This window comes from Luteimonas sp. A501 (assembly GCF_054052085.1).
The window spans coordinates 68,900-89,174 of record NZ_JBSVRI010000001.1 but is presented as its reverse complement, the minus strand read 5'-3'; the positions used below and the strand labels follow the sequence as shown (position 1 = coordinate 89,174).

General features: G+C 69.9%; 18 protein-coding genes and 1 pseudogene. 14 read left to right on the top strand and 5 right to left on the bottom strand.

Annotation, left to right across the window (positions count from 1 at the left end; genetic code table 11):
* Positions 1 to 21: 21 nt before the first annotated feature.
* Both ACW7G5_RS00415 and ACW7G5_RS00410 read right to left on the bottom strand, forming a co-directional pair.
* Positions 22 to 744 (bottom strand): M23 family metallopeptidase, encoded by a 723-nt coding sequence (locus ACW7G5_RS00415; RefSeq protein WP_457000857.1) that lies wholly within the window; start codon positions 742 to 744, stop codon positions 22 to 24.
* A 3-nt stretch (positions 745 to 747) separates the two neighbouring features.
* On the bottom strand, positions 748 to 1,740 hold the full coding sequence (locus ACW7G5_RS00410) for a L,D-transpeptidase family protein (RefSeq protein WP_457000855.1): 993 nt from the start codon (positions 1,738 to 1,740) through the stop codon (positions 748 to 750).
* 214 nt (positions 1,741 to 1,954) lie between these two features.
* Here ACW7G5_RS00410 and ACW7G5_RS00405 point away from each other — a divergent pair, with 214 nt between their 5' ends.
* The 5 genes and pseudogenes from ACW7G5_RS00405 (at position 1,955) to ACW7G5_RS00385 (ending at position 4,436) form a co-directional block, all read left to right on the top strand.
* Entirely contained in the window at positions 1,955 to 2,665 is a 711-nt protein-coding gene (locus tag ACW7G5_RS00405; protein WP_457000853.1) for an arylesterase, read from the top strand.
* Between the two features lie 57 nt (positions 2,666 to 2,722).
* Positions 2,723 to 3,292, top strand: a complete 570-nt coding sequence (locus ACW7G5_RS00400) for a DUF3016 domain-containing protein (RefSeq protein WP_457000851.1) — start codon at positions 2,723 to 2,725, stop codon at positions 3,290 to 3,292.
* 7 nt (positions 3,293 to 3,299) lie between these two features.
* A pseudogene (locus ACW7G5_RS00395) lies at positions 3,300 to 3,569 on the top strand (DUF4031 domain-containing protein); the annotation flags it as partial.
* A gap of 54 nt (positions 3,570 to 3,623) precedes the next feature.
* Positions 3,624 to 4,091: a peptide-methionine (R)-S-oxide reductase MsrB gene (gene msrB, locus ACW7G5_RS00390; protein ID WP_457002786.1), complete on the top strand. Its 468-nt coding sequence runs from the start codon at positions 3,624 to 3,626 to the stop codon at positions 4,089 to 4,091.
* A gap of 81 nt (positions 4,092 to 4,172) precedes the next feature.
* Positions 4,173 to 4,436 (top strand): DUF3297 family protein, encoded by a 264-nt coding sequence (locus ACW7G5_RS00385; RefSeq protein ID WP_343256181.1) that lies wholly within the window; start codon positions 4,173 to 4,175, stop codon positions 4,434 to 4,436.
* Between the two features lie 75 nt (positions 4,437 to 4,511).
* On the opposite strand, the gene ACW7G5_RS00380 is transcribed toward ACW7G5_RS00385, so the two are convergent.
* Positions 4,512 to 4,958, bottom strand: a complete 447-nt coding sequence (locus ACW7G5_RS00380; RefSeq protein WP_457000849.1) for a PepSY domain-containing protein — start codon at positions 4,956 to 4,958, stop codon at positions 4,512 to 4,514.
* Positions 4,959 to 5,113: 155 nt separating this feature from the next.
* Between ACW7G5_RS00380 and ACW7G5_RS00375 the strand changes: the two genes are divergently transcribed.
* From ACW7G5_RS00375 to ACW7G5_RS00365, 3 genes are all read left to right on the top strand, one after another.
* Positions 5,114 to 5,464 (top strand): BON domain-containing protein, encoded by a 351-nt coding sequence (locus tag ACW7G5_RS00375; protein WP_457000847.1) that lies wholly within the window; start codon positions 5,114 to 5,116, stop codon positions 5,462 to 5,464.
* A 396-nt stretch (positions 5,465 to 5,860) separates the two neighbouring features.
* Positions 5,861 to 6,634 (top strand): hypothetical protein, encoded by a 774-nt coding sequence (locus ACW7G5_RS00370; RefSeq protein ID WP_457000845.1) that lies wholly within the window; start codon positions 5,861 to 5,863, stop codon positions 6,632 to 6,634.
* A 141-nt stretch (positions 6,635 to 6,775) separates the two neighbouring features.
* Complete coding sequence (locus tag ACW7G5_RS00365) at positions 6,776 to 8,299, top strand: acetyl-CoA hydrolase/transferase family protein (protein WP_457000843.1); 1,524 nt, start codon at positions 6,776 to 6,778, stop codon at positions 8,297 to 8,299.
* Positions 8,300 to 8,534: 235 nt separating this feature from the next.
* On the opposite strand, the gene aceE is transcribed toward ACW7G5_RS00365, so the two are convergent.
* Positions 8,535 to 11,228, bottom strand: a complete 2,694-nt coding sequence (gene aceE / locus ACW7G5_RS00360; RefSeq protein ID WP_457000842.1) for a pyruvate dehydrogenase (acetyl-transferring), homodimeric type — start codon at positions 11,226 to 11,228, stop codon at positions 8,535 to 8,537.
* 187 nt (positions 11,229 to 11,415) lie between these two features.
* On the opposite strand from aceE, the gene ACW7G5_RS00355 reads away from it, so the two are divergent.
* From ACW7G5_RS00355 to ACW7G5_RS00345, 3 genes are read left to right on the top strand one after another with little or no spacing between them, the layout of a single operon-like run.
* Entirely contained in the window at positions 11,416 to 13,218 is a 1,803-nt protein-coding gene (locus tag ACW7G5_RS00355; RefSeq protein ID WP_457000840.1) for a sensor histidine kinase, read from the top strand.
* On the top strand, positions 13,215 to 13,655 hold the full coding sequence (locus ACW7G5_RS00350) for a response regulator (protein ID WP_457000838.1): 441 nt from the start codon (positions 13,215 to 13,217) through the stop codon (positions 13,653 to 13,655). The genes ACW7G5_RS00355 and ACW7G5_RS00350 overlap by 4 nt, the downstream gene beginning before the upstream one ends.
* A gap of 7 nt (positions 13,656 to 13,662) precedes the next feature.
* On the top strand, positions 13,663 to 14,022 hold the full coding sequence (locus tag ACW7G5_RS00345) for a response regulator (RefSeq protein ID WP_457000836.1): 360 nt from the start codon (positions 13,663 to 13,665) through the stop codon (positions 14,020 to 14,022).
* Positions 14,023 to 14,025: 3 nt separating this feature from the next.
* Here the strand turns inward: ACW7G5_RS00345 and ACW7G5_RS00340 are convergent, their stop codons facing one another.
* Complete coding sequence (locus ACW7G5_RS00340) at positions 14,026 to 16,362, bottom strand: NADP-dependent malic enzyme (protein ID WP_457000834.1); 2,337 nt, start codon at positions 16,360 to 16,362, stop codon at positions 14,026 to 14,028.
* A gap of 179 nt (positions 16,363 to 16,541) precedes the next feature.
* Here ACW7G5_RS00340 and dgcN point away from each other — a divergent pair, with 179 nt between their 5' ends.
* Genes dgcN through ACW7G5_RS00325 form a run of 3 tightly spaced genes read left to right on the top strand, consistent with a single transcriptional unit; the run spans position 16,542 to position 20,232 of the window.
* The gene (gene dgcN / locus ACW7G5_RS00335; protein WP_457000833.1) at positions 16,542 to 17,594 is read left to right on the top strand and encodes an N-acetyltransferase DgcN; all 1,053 of its coding nucleotides are present in this window, start codon (positions 16,542 to 16,544) and stop codon (positions 17,592 to 17,594) included.
* Positions 17,594 to 18,598 (top strand): N-acetyl-D-Glu racemase DgcA, encoded by a 1,005-nt coding sequence (gene dgcA, locus ACW7G5_RS00330; protein ID WP_457000831.1) that lies wholly within the window; start codon positions 17,594 to 17,596, stop codon positions 18,596 to 18,598. The genes dgcN and dgcA overlap by 1 nt, the downstream gene beginning before the upstream one ends.
* Positions 18,595 to 20,232 (top strand): N-acyl-D-amino-acid deacylase family protein, encoded by a 1,638-nt coding sequence (locus tag ACW7G5_RS00325; RefSeq protein WP_457000829.1) that lies wholly within the window; start codon positions 18,595 to 18,597, stop codon positions 20,230 to 20,232. Before dgcA ends, ACW7G5_RS00325 begins: the two co-directional genes overlap by 4 nt.
* The last annotated feature ends 43 nt before the right edge of the window (positions 20,233 to 20,275 follow it).

The window sequence follows — 20,275 nt, the reverse complement described above, 5'->3', positions numbered from 1 at the left end:
GCCCGGTGCTCTCGCAAGAGCTCAGCGCCGGGCCGCGAACAACGGGTAGGGATCAATCGGCGTGCCCTTCCACCACTGTCTTTCCGGGCCCAGCACGAAAATGGCGAAATGCAGGTGCGGCGCGGCGGGATCGGCATTGCCGCTGCTGCCGACATAGCCGATGACCTGGCCCTGGCGGACCTGCTGCTGCTCCGCCAGCCCGGGCGCGTAGCGCTCCAGGTGCGCGTAGTAGTAGGCATGGCGGGCGTCGGGGTCGAACTGGTAGATGGTCAACCCGCCCAGTCGGCTGTCGAACAGCTTCTCGACGTGGCCGTCGGCCACCGCCAGCACCGGCGTGCCCGCGGGCGCCATGATGTCCAGCGCCTCGTGGACGCGGCCTTCGCTGCGGGCATCTTCGAACGTCGGCGAGAGCTGCGAAGGCTCCACGCCCCGGACCGGCAGCATCAGGCCCGAGGGCGGTTGGCCGACGACGTCGGCGCCTCCACTGCGGTCCGGCGGAAGTCCCGGGCGGGGCTCGACGCGCGTATCCGCCGGTTTGCCTGTTGCCGCTGTGGCTGTGGTCCCGGCGGTGGGCCCTGGTGTCGCTGGCGCGGGAACGCCTGCAGCCGGCTGCGTCGACGGATCGATCGCAGGCGGCGCCGGCGCGATCCGCAGGATGCGCGCACGCTCCGCGGGCGGCACCGTCGCCACGTGCAGGGCGGCGGCCAGCAGCAGGCCGGCAAAGATCCAGGCCAGGTACTTCATGCGCTATTCCTGCAGCACCGCGGGCATGCCGGGCCCGACCGCGGCCGCAAGCGCGAGCACGTTCCAGTTGGTCAGCCGGATGCAGCCGTGGGAGTCGGTCTTGCCGACGTGTGCCGGGGCCGGCGTGCCGTGGATGCCGTAGTGCTCCTTGGACAGGTCCACCCAGGCCACGCCAACCGGATTGTTGGGCCCGGGTGCGAGCGTGGCCTTGGCGTGCGCAGGATCCGCGTCCCAGAACAGTTCTGGGTTGTAATGGAAGGTCGGATCGCGCGCGACGCCCTTGATCGTCCACTCGCCGATCGGCAGCGGATCGTGTTCGCTGCCCGTCGATGCAGGGTACTGGGCGACGACTCCGCCATCGGCGGACAGCAGCCGAACCACGGAGTCGGACTTGTCGACCACCACCTTCGCGACCGCCGGCAGCGGTGCGCCGCCGTCGACCGCGGGCACTACGATGCGCGTGCCCACGACGGCGAGGTCCTTGTCCGGGTTCAGCCGCTGCAACAGGCCTGGACTGGCATGGAACATCTCGCCCAGCGCCTCCGCCGCGCTTTCAAAGCCGAGCACCTCCAGCCGGGACTGTTCCATCATGTCGGCAGGCAGCGGCTTGAACGGACCCGCCATATCGGCGGCCGTGATCACATGCTCGACCAGGACCGGCGCCGCATCCATGTCCAGCGCCTTCCACGTTGGCTCGTCCAGCTCGCCGCTGGCCTCCAGTCCGCGACTGCGCTGGAATGCGCTGATCGCACGCTGCGTGTTGCCGCCACCGTGGCCGTCGATCTCGCCCGGCGAAAAATGCGCGCGATCCAGCAGCACCTGCGCTCGCAGCATCGCGTCATCTCCACTGGCCGCGGCGGCATCGTTCGCGGGATGCGTGGCAGGCACCGTGGCGGCAGCCTCTTGCGACGGCGGCGCGTCCTGGCGCGCGTACGCCGTCGGCAGCGCCGTCCCGATCATGCAGAGCATCAGGGCAAGTGGCTTGGCAGGCGTCATTCGGCAATCCTCCGGCAGATGATGCGGCGATGCTGCGCGAGCCGCGGACCATGCAACGTGAAAGGCCCGCGGCGGGGGCACGCCGGCGTTCAGACCCGGCTTCCGACGCCGGACACCTGCAAGCCGGTGCATGCGACGTCGAGGGCTGCACGGCGGGACACTCGGGCATCATGTGTTCCTGTCGCGAAGCCACGGCGCGAAACGGAGAACGCGGATGCTGAGAGGAACCCTGCCCCCCGGGCGACGCCTGCCGGTGCGCGCCCTGTCCATGCTGCTGCCGGCCCTGGCCGCCTTTGCCTTCATTGCCGCGCCGCCCGCGTCCGCCCGGCAGGCCGACGGCAGTGACGACAGCCGGCGCACGGTCCTGGTGATGGGCGACTCGCTGTCGGCCGGCTACGGCCTGGCCGCCGATGAAGGCTGGGTTTCGCTGCTCGCCGGGCGCATCGCGCATGAATACCCCGGCTGCCGCATCGCCAACGCCAGCATCAGCGGCGAGACCAGCGCCGGCGGCTCGGCGCGGGTGGTCGGCGAGGTCCTGCATCATCATCCCGCGGTGGTGGTGATCGCACTCGGTGCCAACGACGCTCTCCGCGGCCTGCCGCTGGCCGAGCTGCATCGCAACCTGGCGCGCATGATCGGTGCGTCGCAGCACGTCGGCGCCGAGGTGCTGCTGGTCGGCATGCGCATGCCGCCCAACCTCGGCCCCGAGTACGCGCGGGGCTTCGAGCAGGTCTACGAACGACTGGCGGGTTTCTTCGACATCCCGCTGCTGCCCTTCCTGCTTGAGCCCGTCGCCCGTGACCGCACCAGCTTCCAGGACGACAACCTGCATCCCACCGCCGCCGCGCAGCCGGCGATCGCCACGCACGCATGGGACGCGCTCGCCCCGCTTCTGAACACTGCTTGTCCGCCGGCCGCACATTGATTGCAGCCCGTCGGCGCCGGTAGCAGACTGGAATTCCTCGCCGCAAGGAGCGCCGCCATGATTCGCGCCCGACGCATTCCAGGTTTCATCGCCGCCACCTTCCTCGTGGCCACCCTGTCGCTGGCAGGCACGGCCGCGGCCATAAACGTGACCGATCCCGACTATCCGCGCAGCCTGGAGCAGGAGGGCCCGGTGGCCGTGTCATGGTCGGATCCGGCCGAATTCAGCGAACTGCGCTTCAGCCGCAACAGGTTCGAAGCCAGGCACGGCGACTGGGTCCGCACCATCGCAAAGCACCTTGCGCGGCGCGCTACCGCGGCACTCGCGCCCGGCGAGCGCCTTGAAGTCGAGATCACCGACATCAAGCGCGCCGGCGAATTCGAACCCGCCGCCGGGCGCAGCGATCATGTGCGCATCGTCCGCGACATCTACCCGCCGCGAATCGACCTGGCCTACACGCGCTTCGACGCCGCCGGCAAGGTTGTGGACAGCGGAGAGCGCGAGCTCACCGACCTCGGGTTCCTGCAGCGGGCCGGGGGCACGGTGGCGATGGGCGACGCGCTGCGCCACGAGAAGCGCCTGGTCGACGACTGGATCCGTCGCGACCTCTCCAGCAGAAGCGACTGACGGCCCGATGGCGGTCTATGTCGACGACGCCGTGACATTCTGGCGCGGCCGCCGCTGGGCGCACCTGATGGCGGACACGCTGGATGAGCTGCATGCGTTTGCCACCGCACTGGGCATGCCGAGGCATGCCTTCCAGGACAAGACCAGTGGTGCCCATTACGACGTCACCGCCGAGTTGCGCGAGCGCGCGATCGTGCTCGGCGCGGTGCCCATCTCCCGGCATCGCGACCGTGCGCAGATGCGCGCGGTCATCGCCAATGCCCGCCGCCAGGGGCGCCGCAACGCCGTGGGGGGCGATAATGGACGCGATGATCCCCCGCAGGAGCCGCGCATGACCGCTTTCAACCTCTCCCCGCCGGACGATGCCAGCCGCCGCATGCTCAGCGACGCCCTCGACGACGAGGCCCGCCGCGTGCTGCTCGCGCACGGGACCGAGGCCCCGTTCTGCGGCGCCTTCCTCGACAACAGGCGCGAGGGCACCTATACCTGCGGCTTCTGCGGCCTGCCGCTGTTCCGCGCCAGCGCGAAGTTCGACTCCGGCACCGGTTGGCCCAGTTTCACCACGCCCGTGGAGCCCGCGCACATCCGCTACGTGCGCGACAGCAGCCACGGCATGGTGCGGGTCGAAGAAGTCTGCGCGCGCTGCGGCAGCCACCTCGGCCACGTCTTCCCCGATGGCCCGCCGCCCACCGGCGAGCGCCACTGCCTGAACTCCGTATCCCTGGGCTTCACGGCCGACGGCGACCCGCTTCCGGACCTGCTGGGCCGCGGTGCGCCCGAGGGGCGCCCGGCCGCCTGAGCGGCGTCCACGGCCGCGCCCGGGTATCCTCTTGCGCCGCGCGCCGTCCGGCACGCATCGCGCTCCAGCACGGAATCAACGATGACCCAGACCACCCCGCCCGACCGCCTCAGCAACGACCCGCGCAGTCCCCACTACGACGAGGAGGCCATGCAGCGCGGCATCGGCATCCGCTTCAACGGCGACGAGCGCACCAATGTCGAGGAATACTGCATCAGCGAGGGCTGGATCCGGGTCGCCGTGGGTCGCGCGCTGGACCGTCGCGGCAATCCGATGACGATGAAGATCAACGGCAGCGTCGAACCCTATTTCCGCGACGCTGCCGACGCAGGCGACTCCGCCTGACCGAGGCGCAACGGGGCGCCCGGAGGCGCCCCGTCATCGTCGCTGGGGTTTGCCGCGCGATGCCACCGCGCAGACTCAGTCGCGAGCCTTGCCAACCACCCGCCCCGTGTCGGGATCCAGGGTGAGGTCCACGCTCTTGCCGTTGGCGTCGTCGGCTTCGGCGGTCCACATGCCATTGTCGAACTCGACGTCATGCACCTTGGCGTACCCGGCAGCCGAAAGCTTCGCGCGCACGTCGGCTTCGCTCAAGCCCGCGACCTTGTCTTCGGGATAGACGGTGCCGTTGGCCGGATCGATGCGCAGCTCCACGCGCTGGCCATCGGCGCTGCGCGCATCGGCCTTCCAGACGCCGTCTTCGAACTCGACGTCGTTGATCTTCGTATAGCCCTGGGCTTCGAGCGTTGCCTGGACCTGGGGGGCGGTCATGGCATCCGCGGACGTGCGCGCGTCCTGGGCGACGGCAGTGCCGGCGACGCAAAGTGCGAGCGAAAGACCGATGGCCAGGCTGTTTGCGTGTTTCATGGGGCACCTCTTTATCGTGGGGTCGGGACAGTGTTTGCGACCCGGTGCGAAATCCGGATGAACCCGGTTGCATTCATCCACGGTTGCGCCGCTCACGTCACGTCGATGCACGCCACTGGAACATCGCCAGCTCACACCACAGCGGAGCATCGAACATGAACACGCGCATCCAGCACTCCGGTCTCATCGCGGCCGCTCTCGCCCTGCTCGTTGCCGGTGGCAGCGCCGTCGCCAATGACAACGACCCGCAGACCGAGCGCGCCAAGGGTGATTCGGACCAGCCTGTCGACGACACCTGGATCACTACCAAGGTCAAGACCAGCCTGCTCGCGGACGAAGATGTCGCCGGGTTGCAGGTCGACGTCGAGACGGTCAACGGCGTGGTCACCCTGAGCGGCGATGTCGACAGCCAAGCGCAGATCGACGAGGCCCTTCGCATCGCGTCCGGGATCGACGGCGTGACCGATGTCGATACCACGGGCCTGAGGGTCGACCCGGCCGAATAAGTCCGGGAACCGCGGTACCCGACGGACACCGGCCACGCGCCGGTGTCTTTTTTTGGCTCCGGGAGCGGTGCCTTCCTCCCCCCAACCGCGAAAAAGGTCCGGGCCCGCCGTGGATGCAGGGGGGGATGCCCAGAGCCGGCCATGGATGGCCGGCGGCCGGATCTGGGAGCAGGACGCGAATAATCCGGCTGGGCATCCCCCCCTGCGTCCACGGCGGGCAGCGCGAACCCTCCCGGAGCAATCAACCGGAAGCCCCCTCAATCGGAAGAAAAACCTTTCCTGCCTGAATGGCTTGCGCGCAGGCAAATGTTATCCGCGTCTGCGCGCAGCCTCCACGCCACCACAACCGGCCGCGCGCCACAGTCGACGTTCCCCCAGACGGCAGGAAATGCACAGATGAACAATCGAGACTCTTCCCCCGACGCAAATCGCGACCCGATCAGTGGCGCCCCGGGCTCGCATCCCGTCGGCGTCGCCGCAGGCGGTACGGCCGGCGCACTTGCCGGTGCCGCGGTCGGCAGCCTCTTCGGTCCCATCGGCACCCTGGTCGGAGGCGGCATCGGTGCCGTGGGCGGTGCCGCTGGCGGCAAGTCGCTGGCCGAGCGCGTCGACCCGACGGCTGAAGTCGAATACTGGCGACAGGATGCCGGCAGCCGCGAGTATTACCAGGGCGAACGCGACTTCGACCGCGACTACGCGCCCGCCTACCGCATGGGCACCGAATACCGCAACGAGTCCGGCCAGCGCGAGTGGAACGAGGCCGAGCCGCAGCTCCAGCAGCGCTGGAACGAGGCCCGCGGCGACTCGAGCCTGGACTGGGACACGGCGCGTCCCGCGGTGCAAGACGCCTACGCCCGCACCGACCGCACCTACAGCGCGTATGAGGACACCGACCAGCACTACTCGAAGCAGTACGACAAGACCGACTACTACAGCGACGGCTTCGGTTTTGACGACTATCGCTCGGCCTACCGCTACGGCACCCAGGCACGCACCTCGCGTCCGCAGGCGTCGTGGTCCCCGCAGACCGAGTCCGAACTCGAGCGCGGCTGGGAGCAGGCCAAGGGCGAGTCGCGCCTTGGCTGGCAGGACGCCAAGGCTGCGGTGAAGGACGCCTGGCACCGCGTCGAGAATCGCCTGCCCGGCGATGCGGACCGCGACGGCCGCTGATCCACCGGCAGCGACAGTGTGACCACGAGGCCCCCGCTTGCGGGGGCCTCTGCGTTGCAACGGTGCATCCCCGTGCGCGACCGAAGGACCTCTTCGCAGGCCCTAAAATGTGAGGCTCGAACCATTCCCGGAGCCCCCGTCGTGACCGAACGTATCCAGCACCCCCTATTCCGCGACCGCGTGGTGTCCGCTGACGAGGCCGCGGCGGTGATCAAGCCGGGAGTGACGGTGGCGATGAGCGGCTTCACCGGCGCGGGCTATCCCAAGGCGGTGCCGCAGGCCCTGGCGGCGCGCATGGAGCGCGCCAACGCCGCGGGCGAGCGCTTTCGCATCAAGGTGTTGACCGGGGCCTCCACCGCACCCGAGCTTGATGGCGCACTGGCCAAGGTCGAGGGCATGGAACTGCGCCTGCCCTACCAGTCCGACCCCGCCGTGCGCGACCGCATCAACGCCGGCACCCTGGATTACATCGACATCCACCTCAGCCACGTCGCCCAGCACACCTGGTTCGGCTTCTTCGGCGACATCGACGTGGCCGTGGTGGAAGTGTCCGGGATCCGCGAAGACGGCAGCCTCATTCCCTCGTCGTCGGTCGGCAACAACAAAACCTGGCTCGAACAGGCCGACAAGGTCATCCTCGAGGTGAACAGCTGGCAGCCAGCCGCACTCGATGGCATGCATGACGTGTATCACGGCACCGCCTTGCCGCCGCACCGCAAGCCGATCCTGCTCGAACATCCGGATGACCGCATCGGCGAACCCTATCTGCGCGTGGATCCTGCGAAGGTCGTGGCCGTGGTCGAAACCCATGCTCCCGACCGGAACTCGCCCTTCAATCCGCCTGATGCAGCGTCGGAGCAGATCGCCGGACACCTGATCGAATTCCTGCGCCACGAAGTCAGCCGCGGCCGCCTGACGGAACAACTGCTTCCGCTGCAGTCGGGCGTGGGCAACATTGCCAACGCCGTGCTCGCCGGCCTCGGCAGCAGCGGCTTCCGCGGACTGGCCGCCTATACCGAGGTGATCCAGGACGGCATGCTGGGCCTGCTCAAGGACGGCACGTTGCGCATGGCGTCGGCGACCTCGTTCTCGCTCAGCCCGGCGGGCATCGAGGAATTCACCGCCAACGTGGATTTCTACAGCAAGCGCATCCTGCTGCGGCCGCAGGAGATCTCCAACCATCCCGAAATCATCCGTCGCCTGGGCTGCATCGCCATGAACGGCATGATCGAGGCCGACATCTACGGCAACGTCAATTCGACCCATATCGCCGGCAGCCGGATCATGAACGGCATCGGCGGTTCGGGCGACTTCGCGCGCAACGGCTACCTGTCGGTGTTCATGTCACCCAGCACCGCCAAGGGCGGCAAGGTCTCCGGAATCGTGCCGATGGCCAGCCACGTCGACCACACCGAGCACGACACCATGGTGCTGGTGACCGAACAGGGCCTGGCCGACCTGCGCGGACTCTCGCCCACGCAGCGTGCGAAGCAGATCATCGCGCACTGTGCACACCCGGATTTCCGGCCGATGCTGCAGGACTATTTCGACCGCGCCTGCCGCGACGGCTACGGCAAGCACACACCGCACCTGCTGGGCGAGGCCCTGTCATGGCACCAGCGGCTGATCGAGACCGGCGACATGCGGCCCGCCGCCGGGGACTGAAGGCGGACAGGAGCAAGAGCATTTTTGCCACGGATCAACGCGGATTACGCGGATCCGGCCGGGGCGCTTTTGCCACGGCGTCGCGAGGGCGGAGCAAATGATCGCGGGAAGTAATTCAAAGCTTCTGCTTTAAAAGCTTCTGCTTTATCCGCGTAAATCCGCTCTTATCCGCGTAAATCCGTGGCAAAAAGCTCTTCCGGCGGTAGGCAGCCCCCCCGCCGGAAGTCCTGTGGACTCAGGCGTGCAGCGGGTTCGGGCGCTCCGTGTCGATCTTGTAGAGCTTCAGCGCGCGCGCCGCGTCCTTGGCGGTCATCGTGCCGTCCTTCGCCAACGCGGCGATCGCGGCGTGGGCGATGTGGCAGCGGTCGACCTCGAAGTGGCGGCGCAGGTTGGCACGGGTGTCCGAACGACCGAAGCCATCGGTACCCAGCACCGTGTAATGCATCGGCACGAAGGCGCGGACCTGGTCGGCGAAGGCGCGGACGTAATCGGTGGCGGCGATCGCCGGGCCCTGGCGGCCCTCAAGCAGCCCGGTGATGTAGGCCTTGCGCGGCTTCTTCGCTTCCGGGTTGTGGCGGTTCCAGCGCTCGACGTCGAAGCCGTCGCGGCTGAGCTCGGTGAAGCTGGGGCAGGACCAGATGTCGGCGGTGACGCCGAAGTCCTTGTCCAGCAGCTCCGCCGCGGCGATCGCCTCGCGCAGGATCGTGCCCGAGCCCATCAGCTGCACGCGCAGCTCGCCCTTCTTCGGCTTGCCGGCGTCCTTGAGCAGGTACATGCCGCGGATCACGCCCTCGGCCGCGCCCTCGGGCAGCGCCGGGTGGGCGTAGTTCTCGTTCATCAGCGTCAGGTACCAGTACTCGTCCTGCTGCTCGTCGAGCATGCGGCGCATGCCCTCCTGCAGGATCACCGCCACTTCGCCGGCGAAGGTGGGGTCGTAGGCGCGGCAGTTGGGGATGGCGCCGGCCAACAGGTGGCTGTGGCCGTCTTCGTGCTGCAGGCCTTCGCCGTTGAGCGTGGTGCGCCCGGCGGTGGCACCGAGCAGGAAGCCGCGCGCGCGCATGTCCGCCGCCTGCCAGGCGGCATCGCCGATGCGCTGGAAGCCGAACATCGAGTAGTAGATGTAGAACGGCAGCATCGGCAGGTCGTTGGTGCTGTAGCTGGTCGCCGCCGCCATCCACGAGGCGAACGCACCGGCCTCTGAGATGCCTTCCTGCAGCACCTGGCCGGTGGCGTCCTCGCGGTAGTACATCAGCTGGTCGCGGTCGACCGGCTTGTACTTCTGGCCGTCCGGCGCGTAGATGCCGATCTGGCGGAACAGGCCTTCCATGCCGAAGGTGCGCGCCTCGTCGCAGACGATCGGCACCACGCGCGGGCCCACCTTCTTGTCGCGCAGCGTGATGCCGAGCGACTGCACGAACGCCATCGTGGTGCTGATCTCGCGCTCGCCGGTGTCCTTGAGCAGGCGTTCGTACACCTCCAGCTTCGGCGCGACGAGCGTCTCCGTGCTCTTGCGGCGCCGCTGCGGCAGGTAGCCGCCGAGCGCGGCGCGGCGCTCCTTCATGTACTCGATTTCCCCGGACTTCTCGCCGGGGTGGAAGAACGGCACCGCGCCGTCCTTCAGCTGCTCGTCGTCGAGCTGGATCTTGAAGCGGTCGCGGAACGCGCGCACGGCCTCGTCATCGAGCTTCTTGGTCTGGTGGGTCGGGTTCAGCGCCTCGCCGGCCGAGCCCATGCCGTAGCCCTTGACCGTCTTGGCCAGGATCACCGTGGGCTGGCCCTTGGTCTCGACCGCGCTCCGGTACGCCGCGTACACCTTGTGGGGGTCGTGGCCGCCGCGGTTGAGGCGCCAGATGTCGTCGTCGGACAGGTTGGCGACCATCGCCGCGGTCTCGGGATACTTGCCGAAGAAGTTGTCGCGCGTGTACTTGCCGCCGAAGGCCTTGCAGTTCTGGTATTCGCCGTCGACGGTTTCCATCATCAGCTTGCGCAGGATGCCGTCCTTGTCGCGGGCCAGGAGCGGATCCCAGTAGCTGCCCCAGATGGTCTTGAGTACGTTCCAGCCGGCACCGCGGAAGTTGCCTTCCAGCTCCTGGATGATCTTGCCGTTGCCGCGCACCGGGCCGTCCAGGCGCTGCAGGTTGCAGTTGATGACGAAGACCAGGTTGTCCAGGCCCTCGCGGCCGGCGATCGAGATCGCACCCAGGCTCTCCGGCTCGTCGGTCTCGCCGTCGCCGAGGAAGCACCAGACCTTGCGGTCGGACTTCGGCATCAGGCCGCGGGCCTCGAGGTACTTCCAGTTGCGCGCCTGGTAGATCGCGGCGATCGGGCCCAGGCCCATCGACACGGTGGGCGTCTGCCAGTAGTCGGGCATCAGCCAGGGGTGCGGATAGGAAGAAATGCCGCGGCCGTCGACCTCCATCCGCAGGTTGTCTATCTGCGACTCGCTGATGCGGCCTTCCAGGAAGGAGCGCGCATAGATGCCCGGCGACGAGTGGCCCTGGATATAGAGCAGGTCGCCGGGATGGTCTTCCGAAGGCGCGCGCCAGAAGTGGTTGAAGCCGACGTCGTACAACGTGGCGCTGGAGGCGAAGCTGGCGATGTGGCCGCCGAGGTCGCCGGGCTTGCGGTTGGCGCGCACCACCATCGCCATCGCGTTCCAGCGGATGATCGAGCGGATGCGCCATTCCATGGTCTGGTCGCCGGGGATCTTCGGCTCCAGGTGCGGCGGGATGGTATTGATGTACTCGGTGGTCGGCGCAAACGGCAGGTGGGCTCCGGCGCGGCGGGTCAGCTCGACCATGCCTTCCAGCAGCTGGTGGGCGCGCCCGGTACCTTCGGCGTCGATGACCGCCTTCAGGGACTCCAGCCACTCGCGGGACTCGGTCGGATCCGGGTCGTTCTCGAGGACGTCGTTCAGCCAGCTGTTCATGCTCTGCTCCGCAACGGCGCACCGGCCGTGTCTGTCGTGGGTCTTGGGACCCCCGATTCTACCAGCGCCGCCGCCGGGGCCGGCCAGCGCGTTTGCCTGATGGCACTTGCTTGGACCATGATCCTGCGGTTGGCCGGCGCCGCTGCGCGCCGGGTGCACCGAACCACCCAAGGGGAACCCGTCGCCGATGCAGTCCGCCGCCCAGCCACTGGTCGCCACCCGCTGGCGCATTCCGCTGCTGGTGCTGGCCGTGCTCGTGATCGTGGTCGCGCCGTTCCTGCTGCTGCGCATGGCCGAGGAGCGCAACCGCGACGCCGAGACGATGGTGGCGCACACGCTCGAGGCCGAAGCCGCCCTGCACGCGCTCAGCGCCGCGGTGCGCGACATCGAGGCGGTCACCCTCGGGCGTGCGCTTGGCGCCGACGCGCCGGTCCTCGAAGAGCGCCTGGAGTACAGCCGCAACGTGGTCGAGCCGACGCTTGCGGGCATCGAGCAGCTCACCCGCGACTCGGCCGACCAGCAGGTGCGCATCGGCCAGCTCCGGCAGAGCGTCAGCCAGCGCCTGGACCAGATCGATCGCCTGGTCACGGCCGATGGCCGGATCGACCGTAGCGAGCTGCAGCGGCTGGCGGAGCAGTTTCCAGTGCAGGCGCCGATCACGGAGATGGTGGGCGCCGAGCGGATCCTGCTCGCCGAGCGGACCGCGATCTCCGACCGCGCGCGCATCCAGGCTTCGTGGCTCTCGGGAGCCACCCTGTTCGCGCAGATCCTGCTGCTGATGGGCCTGGCCACGCTGGCCGCCCGCGACTCCGACCGGCGCGGCCACGCGGAAGTCGCCTCGCAGCGCGCCAACCTGCGTGCCGCGGCCGTGCTCGACACCGTGCGCGAGCCGATCGTGCTGCTGGACGAGACGCTGCGCATCGTGATGCACAACGCCGCCTTCAGCGAACTCTTCGGACTTGAGGAGGATGCCCGCGGGCGCCTGCTGTCCGAGGTCGGCTCCGGCGCCTGGAACGACGAGGAAACGCTGCGCCGGCTGCGCGACGTCTGCGGCCGTGATCGCGAACTCTGGGATTACGAGCTCACCCTACGCACCGCCGACTCCATGCAGCGCGTGATGCTGATCAATGCGCGGCTGATGGAGCTTCCCGACAGCGACGACACCGTCGCCCTGGTGACCGCCAGCGACATCAGCCTGCAGAAGGCCAGCGAAGAGCACATCCGCGACCTGAACCGCCAGTTGGAGGGCAAGGTCGAGCAGGTCTCCGACGTCAACCGCGAGCTCGAGGCCTTCAGCTATTCGGTCTCGCACGACCTGCGCGCGCCGCTGCGCCACATCGCCGGCTTCGCCGACAAGCTGCGCCGCCACCTCGGCGAGGATATCGACGACAAGGGCGCGCACTACATCAGCGTGATCGGCGGCTCGGCCAAGCGCATGTCCGAACTGATCGACGACCTGCTGGTCTACTCGCGCCTGGGCCGCAGCGCCCTGCGCCTGCAGGCGGTGGACATGCAGTCGCTGGTCGAGGAGACCCGGGCGATGCTCGACAGCAACGTCGCGGCCGAGGCGCCGGAGCACCACGTGCAGTGGCACGTCGGGCCGATGCCGGTGCTGGTGGCCGACGAGAACATGCTGCGCCAGCTCTGGGGCAACCTGATGGGCAACGCGGTGAAGTACAGCATGCAGAGCGAGCCGGCCAGCGTCACCGTCGAGCACGCCACGGGCGCGGACGGCGAGCATGTGTTCACCGTGCGCGACAACGGCGCCGGCTTCGACATGACCTACGCCGGCAAGCTCTTCGGCGTGTTCCAGCGCCTGCATGCCCCCAGCGAATTCACCGGCACCGGCATCGGCCTGGCCAGCGCAAAGCGCGTGGTCACGCGTCACAATGGCCGCATCTGGGCGGAAGCAGAGCCCGGCAAGGGTGCCGCCTTCCACTTCACTCTCCCAGCCAACCTCGACCTGAGCCAACGGAACCAGACCGCATGACCGCCATCCGCACGATCCTCCTCGCCGAGGACAGCCCGCACGACGCCGAGATGGCCATCGACGCCCTTCGCGACGCCCATCTCGCCAACCCCATCGTCCACGTCGAAGACGGCGTCGAAGCGCTCGATTACCTGCTCCGCCGCGGCAAGTTCGCCGACCGCCCCGAGGGCGACCCGGCCGTGCTGCTGCTCGACATCAAGATGCCGCGCATGGACGGCCTGGAGGTCCTGACCGAGCTGCGCAGGCACGAGAGCCTCAAGCGCATGCCGGTGGTGATCCTGTCGTCCTCGCGCGAAGAGAACGACCTCGCGCGCAGTTGGGACCTCGGCGTCAACGCCTACGTGGTGAAGCCGGTCGACGTCGACCAGTTCTTCGAGGCCGTGCGCACGCTGGGCAAGTTCTGGGCGGTGCTCAACGAGTCCCCGGGCGAAGGCTGACGTCGCGATGATCCGCGTGCTGATCGTGGACGATTCGCGCGACGACGCCGAGCTGACCGAATTCGCGCTGCGCGAGGCCGGGGTCGGGATCGAATGCCGCAGCATCCACCGTGAAAGCGCGCTCGCCGCGGCCCTGGACGGCTTCGTCCCCGACCTGGTGCTATGCGACCTCAACCTCCCGGGCTGGTCCTGCAGGGAGGCGCTGGACGCGGTGCGTCGCCACGCCCCGGCCGCCTGTTGCGTGATCCTGACCGGCGCAGAGCCGCCGGACGGGGCCGACGCCCTGCCCGAAGCCCACGCGGTGGTGCTGAAGGACGACCCCGCGCACCTGGTCGAACTGCTGCGCAGGCTCGACCGGGCCGGCTAGGCATCAGGCGCCGGGCGCGCCCGCGGATCCGGCGCTGCCGCGATACGCGGCGCGGATCTGCGCCTCCACCGCGGTGATCGCGGTCATGTTGACCACGCGCCGCGGCGTACTTCCGGCGGTGAGCACGTGCGCGGGGTGGTCGATGCCCATCAGGATCGGGCCCAGCGCCACGCCGTCGGTCATCACCCGCACCAGGTTGTAGGCGATGTTGGCCGAGTCGATGTTGGGCAGCACGTACATGTTCGCCCGCCCGGTGAGCGTGGTGTTGGGGCAGATGCGCTCGCGCAGCACCGCGTCCCAGGCGGTGTCGCCCTGCATCTCGCCGTCCATGTCCAGGCGCGGCGCGCGCTTCACCAGGATCTCGCGCACCTTGCGCATCTTCGCCGCGCTCGGGTTGTCGTGGCTGCCGAAGTTGGAGTGCGACAGCAGCGCCACCCGCGGCTCGATGCCGAACAGCTTCAGCCGGTAGGCGCCCTGCAGCGTGGCCTCGGCGATCTGCTCCGCGGTGGGATCGACCTGCACGTGGGTGTCGAGGAAGAACCACACGCCGCGGTCGTTGATGACGCCGGTCATGGCCGAGGTGCCGGCGACGCCACGGTCGAGCCCGAACACGGTGCGCAGGTAGCCGAGCTTCTTGTGGTAGCGGCCCACCAGGCCGCAGATCATGCCGTCGGCCTCGCCGCGCTCGACCATCAGCGCCGCGATCAGGGTCGCGCGCGAGCGCACCAGGTTCTTGGCCGCGTCCGGGGTCACGCCGCGACGCTCGGTCAGCGCGTGGTACTGGCGCCAGTAGTCGCCGAAGCGCGGGTCGTCGTGGATGTTGGTGAGCTCGAAGTCGCGGCCTTCTTCCAGGCGCAGGCCCAGGCGCTCGATGCGCTGGGCGATGACCTCGGGCCGGCCGATCAGGATCGGCCGCGCCAGTTGTTCGTCGGCGACCGACTGCACCGCGCGCAGCACGGTCTCTTCTTCGCCCTCCGCGTAGACGATGCGTTTTACGTCCGCGCGTGCACGCTCGTAGACCGGCTTCATGACCAGGCCGGTGCGGTGCACGAACTGGCCGAGTTTCTCGCGATAGGCGTCGACGTCGGCCAGCGGGCGGCGCGCCACGCCCGAGTCCATGGCCGCCTGCGCGACCGCGGGGGCCAGGGTCATCAGCAGGCGCGGGTCGAAGGGCCGCGGGATGAAGTAGTCCGGGCCGAAGGACAGCACGTCGCCGCCGTACGCGGCGCCGAGGTCGGACGACTCGCGCTTGGCCAGGTCCGCGATCGCGTGCACGCAGGCGAGCTTCATCCGCTCGTTGATCTCGGTGGCACCGACGTCGAGCGCACCGCGGAAGATGTACGGGAAGCAGAGGACGTTGTTGACCTGGTTCGGATAGTCGGACCGGCCGGTGGCGATGATGCTGTCCGGGCGCGCGGCGCGCGCGACATCGGGCAGGATCTCGGGGTGGGGATTGGCCAGCGCCAGGATCACCGGACGCGCGGCCATGGTCTTCACCATCTCCGGTGTCAGCACGCCGCCGGCGGAGAGGCCCAGGAACACGTCGGCGCCGTCCACGATCTCGGCCAGCGCGCGCTTGCCGGTGTCGCGGGCATAGCGCGCGCGGTCCGGGTCCATGCCCTCGCGCCCGGTGTGGATCACACCGTCGCGGTCGGCGGCGAGGATGTTCGCCGGCGTCGCGCCCAGCGCCACCAGCATGTCCAGGCAGGCGATGCCGGCCGCGCCGGCGCCGGAATGCGCGATCCTGACCTCGTCGATGCGCTTGCCGGCGATCTCCAGGGCGTTGATCAGCGCCGCGCCGACGATGATCGCGGTGCCGTGCTGGTCATCGTGGAACACCGGGATGTTCATCCGCTCGCGCAGCTTGCGCTCGACGATGAAGCACTCCGGCGCCTTGATGTCCTCGAGGTTGATGCCGCCGAACGTCGGTTCCATCGCCGCGATGATCTCGACCAGCCTGTCGGGGTCGCGCTCGTCGAGTTCGATGTCGAACACGTCGATGCCCGCGAACTTCTGGAACAGCACGCCCTTGCCTTCCATCACCGGCTTGCTGGCCAGCGGGCCGATGTCGCCCAGGCCCAGCACCGCGGTGCCGTTGGAGATCACCGCCACCAGGTTGCCGCGGGCGGTGAGCGTGCTGGCCTCGTCGGGGTCGGCGACGATCGCCTCGCAGGCGTAGGCCACGCCCGGCGAGTACGCCAGGGCCAGTTCGCGCTGGGTCACCAGGGCCTTGGTCGGGACCACCTTGATCTTGCCGTGGGGGCTGACGCGGTGGTAGTCCAGCGCCGCCTGCTTGAATTCTTCGCTGGACGACGGGCTGGCGGGCGGCTGTTCGGTCATGGCGTGGCTGCGGTCCTGGCGGGCCTTCCATTCTAGCTCCCCGGGCCGGGCCGGCCCGGCGATGCCATAACCCGTGGTTATGCGCGGCGGGCATCTTTTCAATGGCGGGGCATGTGCCCACGGCCGAAGATGGAGTTCCCCCCCACTGCCCTACCGGGCCGCACAGGACGCACCAGGCCATGCCCGCCACCTCCTTCGCCGCAGACCCATCCGCCACAGGCCCATCGCACTGGCCGCCGCCCTTCCTGCTGTACCTGGGCAACGCCGCGGACGACCTCGCCGCCAAGACCGCGCGCGGGTTGGTGCAGTTCCGGCCCGAGTGGTGCGTGGGCCAGTTCCGCGGACCGGACTGCAGGACCAGCGTGCAGGTGCCCGACTTGGACTTCGCGCAGGCCCGCGCTGCCGGCGCCAACACCATGGTCATCGGCGTGGCCAACGCCGGCGGCCGGCTGGGGCCGGACTCGGTCGCCGACATCGTGGCGGCGCTGGACGCCGGCATGAACGTCGCGTCCGGCCTGCACGAGCGCCTGGCCTCGCACCCGGCGATCGTCGACGCCGCGCGCCGCAACGGCCGCCACCTGTTCGACGCCCGCACACCCCCGCCCACGCCGGTCGGCAACGGCGCCAGGCGCGCCGGGCGCCGCCTGCTGACCGTGGGCACCGACTGCTCCACCGGCAAGATGTACACCACGCTCGCGCTGGAGGCGGAGATGCGCGGCCGCGGCCTGGCCGCCGATTTTCGCGCCACTGGCCAGACCGGCATCTTCGTGGCCGGGCGCGGGATCCCGATCGACGCGGTCGTCGCCGACTTCATCTCCGGCGGCATCGAGTGGCTGTCGCCGGACCGCCACGACGGCGGCTGGGACCTGATCGAAGGCCAGGGCTCGCTGTTCCATCCCTCGTACGCGGGCGTGTCGCTGGGCCTGCTGCACGGCGCCCAGCCCGACGCGCTGGTGCTGTGCCACGAACCCGGCCGACCGCACATGCGCGGCCTCCGCCACTACCCGCTGCCCGGCCTGGCCGCCACGCTGGAAGCCAACCTGGCCGCCGCGCGGCTGACCAGCCCCGGCGTGGCCGCGGTCGGCCTGGCGCTCAACACCTCGAAGCTCGACCCGGCCGGCGCCGAGCGTGCCTGCCGCGAGGCCGAGGACCTGCTCGGGCTGCCGGCGCAGGACCCGATGCGCGACGGCGTGGCGCGGATCGTCGACCGGCTGCTGGAATCCGTGCCGTGATGAGCCTGGCGCACGCCAGCCACGCGCTGGCCACGCCGTTCCGGATCTCGCGCGGCACGCGCACCTCGGCCGAGGTGGTGGTGGCGACGGTCAGCCGCAACGGATGCACCGGCCGCGGGGAATCGATGCCCTACGCCCGCTACGGCGAAAGCGTGTCCTCGGTGATCGACCAGGCCGCGCTACTGGCCCCGGCCATCGCCGGCGGCCTGGACCGTCGCGGACTGCGCGAACTGCTGTCCCCGGGCGCGGCGCGCAATGCGCTCGATTGCGCGCTCTGGGACCTTGAGTCGCGGCAGCAGGGGGCGGCGGTTGCCGCGCTGCTCGGCCAGCCCGATGTGCCGCCGCTGGTCTGCGCGCAGACCGTGAGCCTCGATACCCCCGAGCGCATGGCCGCGGCGGCGCACGCGCTCGCACACCTCGACCTGGTCAAGATCAAGGTCGACGCCACCGACCCCGCCGCCCAGCTCCGCGCCGTGCGCGCGGTCCTGCCCGCCGCACGCCTGATCGTCGATCCGAACGAAAGCTGGTCCTTCGAGCTGCTGCAGGCGATGCAGCCGGTGCTCGCGGAGGCCCGGGTGGACCTCGTCGAGCAGCCGCTGCCTGTCGGCGAGGACGACGCCCTGCTCGGCTTCGCTCCGGTGACGCGCCTGTGCGCCGACGAGTCCTGCCACACCGCCGACGACCTGGCGCGCCTGCGCGGCCGCTACCAGGTGGTCAACATCAAGCTCGACAAGACCGGCGGCCTGACCGGCGCGCTGGAGCTGCTGGACGCGGCGCGCGCGCAGGGCTTCGGGATCATGGTCGGCTGCATGATCAGCTCTTCGCTGGCGATCGCCCCGGCATGGCATCTCGCGCGCCACGCCGAGTTCGTCGATCTCGACGGCCCGCTGTGGCTGCGCGACGACCACGCCGGCGGCGTGGCCATGCGCGACGGCCTGCTGCAGCCGCCGGCACCGGCGCTGTGGGGTGGCGGCACGCGCGCAAGGGACGCGCACGCCGCATGAGGGCCGCCCGCGGCCTGGTCGCCTGCCTGCCCGGCCTGCTGCTGCTCGCCGGATGCGTCGGCCCGCCGCGGCAGCCGCCCGCCGCCGCGGGCCCGGCCGGAGCCGAAGCCGACGTCCTGATCCACGGCGGCCTGCTGTTCGACGGTGGCGACGGGCCCGGCCGGGCCGCCGACGTCGCGATCCGCGGCGACCGCATCCTCGAAGTCGGCCCCGGCCTGCGGCAGCGCTACCGCGCGGCGCGCACGATCGATGCCGGCGGGATGGTCGTGTCGCCCGGCTTCATCGATCCGCATACGCATCCCGACACCTACCTGCGCTCGCCGGATCCGGCGATGCGGCGCCTGCTGCCCTGGCTGCACCAGGGGGTGAGCACGATCTTCATCGGCATCGACGGCGGCGGGACGCCGGACATCGCCGCCGAACGCGCGGCGCTCGAGGCCGCGGGCACCGGCACCAACGTCGCCGCCCATGTCGGCCTGGGGCCCGTGCGCAGGCAGGTGCTGGGCGAGGATGCGCGCGCGCCCGACGCGGCCGAACTGGCGCGCATGCGCGGCCTGGTCGCGGGCGCGATGTGCGAGGGCGCCTTCGGGCTGTCGGCGGGCCTGTTCTACGCGCCGCAGAGCTTCGCCACGACCGACGAAGTGGTCGCGCTGGCGGAGGAAGCGGCCGTCCGCGGCGGCGTCTACGACACCCACCAGCGCGACGAATCGAGCTACTCGCTTGGCCTGATGGGTTCGATCGAGGAAGCGCTGGAGATCGGCCGGCGGGCGCGCCTGCCGGTGCACATCGCCCACATCAAGGCGCTGGGCGCGGACGTCCACGGCAGCGCCGGCGCGGTGATCGCGCGCATCGAGCGCGCGCGCGCCGGGGGCCAGCGCGTGAGCGCCGACCAGTACCCGTGGCTGGCCTCGTCCACCAGCCTGGGCGCCGCGCTGCTGCCGCGCTGGGCGGTGGACGGCGGCCGCCCGGCGCTGTTCGAGCGGCTCGACGACCCGGCCACCGCCGCGCGCATCCACGAGGACATCCGCGACAACCTGCAGCGCCGCGGCGGCGCGGAATCGATCCTGATGACCGGCACCGGCTGGCCCTGGAGCGCGCGTACGCTGCGCGGGTTCGCCGACGCCGAGGGCCTCGATCCGATCGAGGCCGCGCTGCGCATCATCCGCGAGGGTGGCACCGGGCGCACCGGCTCGGCGCAGCGGATCGCCTCGTTCAACATGCGCCACGACGACGTCGAACTGTTCATGCGCCAGCCCTGGGTGATGACCGCCTCCGACGGCGGCGACGGGCATCCGCGCCAGCACGCCACCTTCCCGGAGAAGTACGCCGGTTTCGTCGCCGGCGCGGGCGTGATCGAGCTGGCGGCCTTCATCCATCGCTCGTCGGGCCTGGCCGCGACCACCTTCGGCCTCGAGGACCGCGGCTTCCTGCGCGCCGGCCAGTTCGCCGACGTGCTGGTGTTCGATCCCGACCGCTACGCCCCGAAGGCCGACTACGTGAAGCCCGCCGTGCTGTCGGCGGGCGTCGAGCACCTGTTCGTCAACGGCGTGCCGGTGATCGACGGGGGCCATGCGGCACATGCCCTCCCGGGACGCGTACTCCAGCATCGTCCGCCACCGGGCACCTGCCCCTGAGCGCCGCCTGCCACGTGCCGGCGGCGTAGACCGAGAAGGAAGC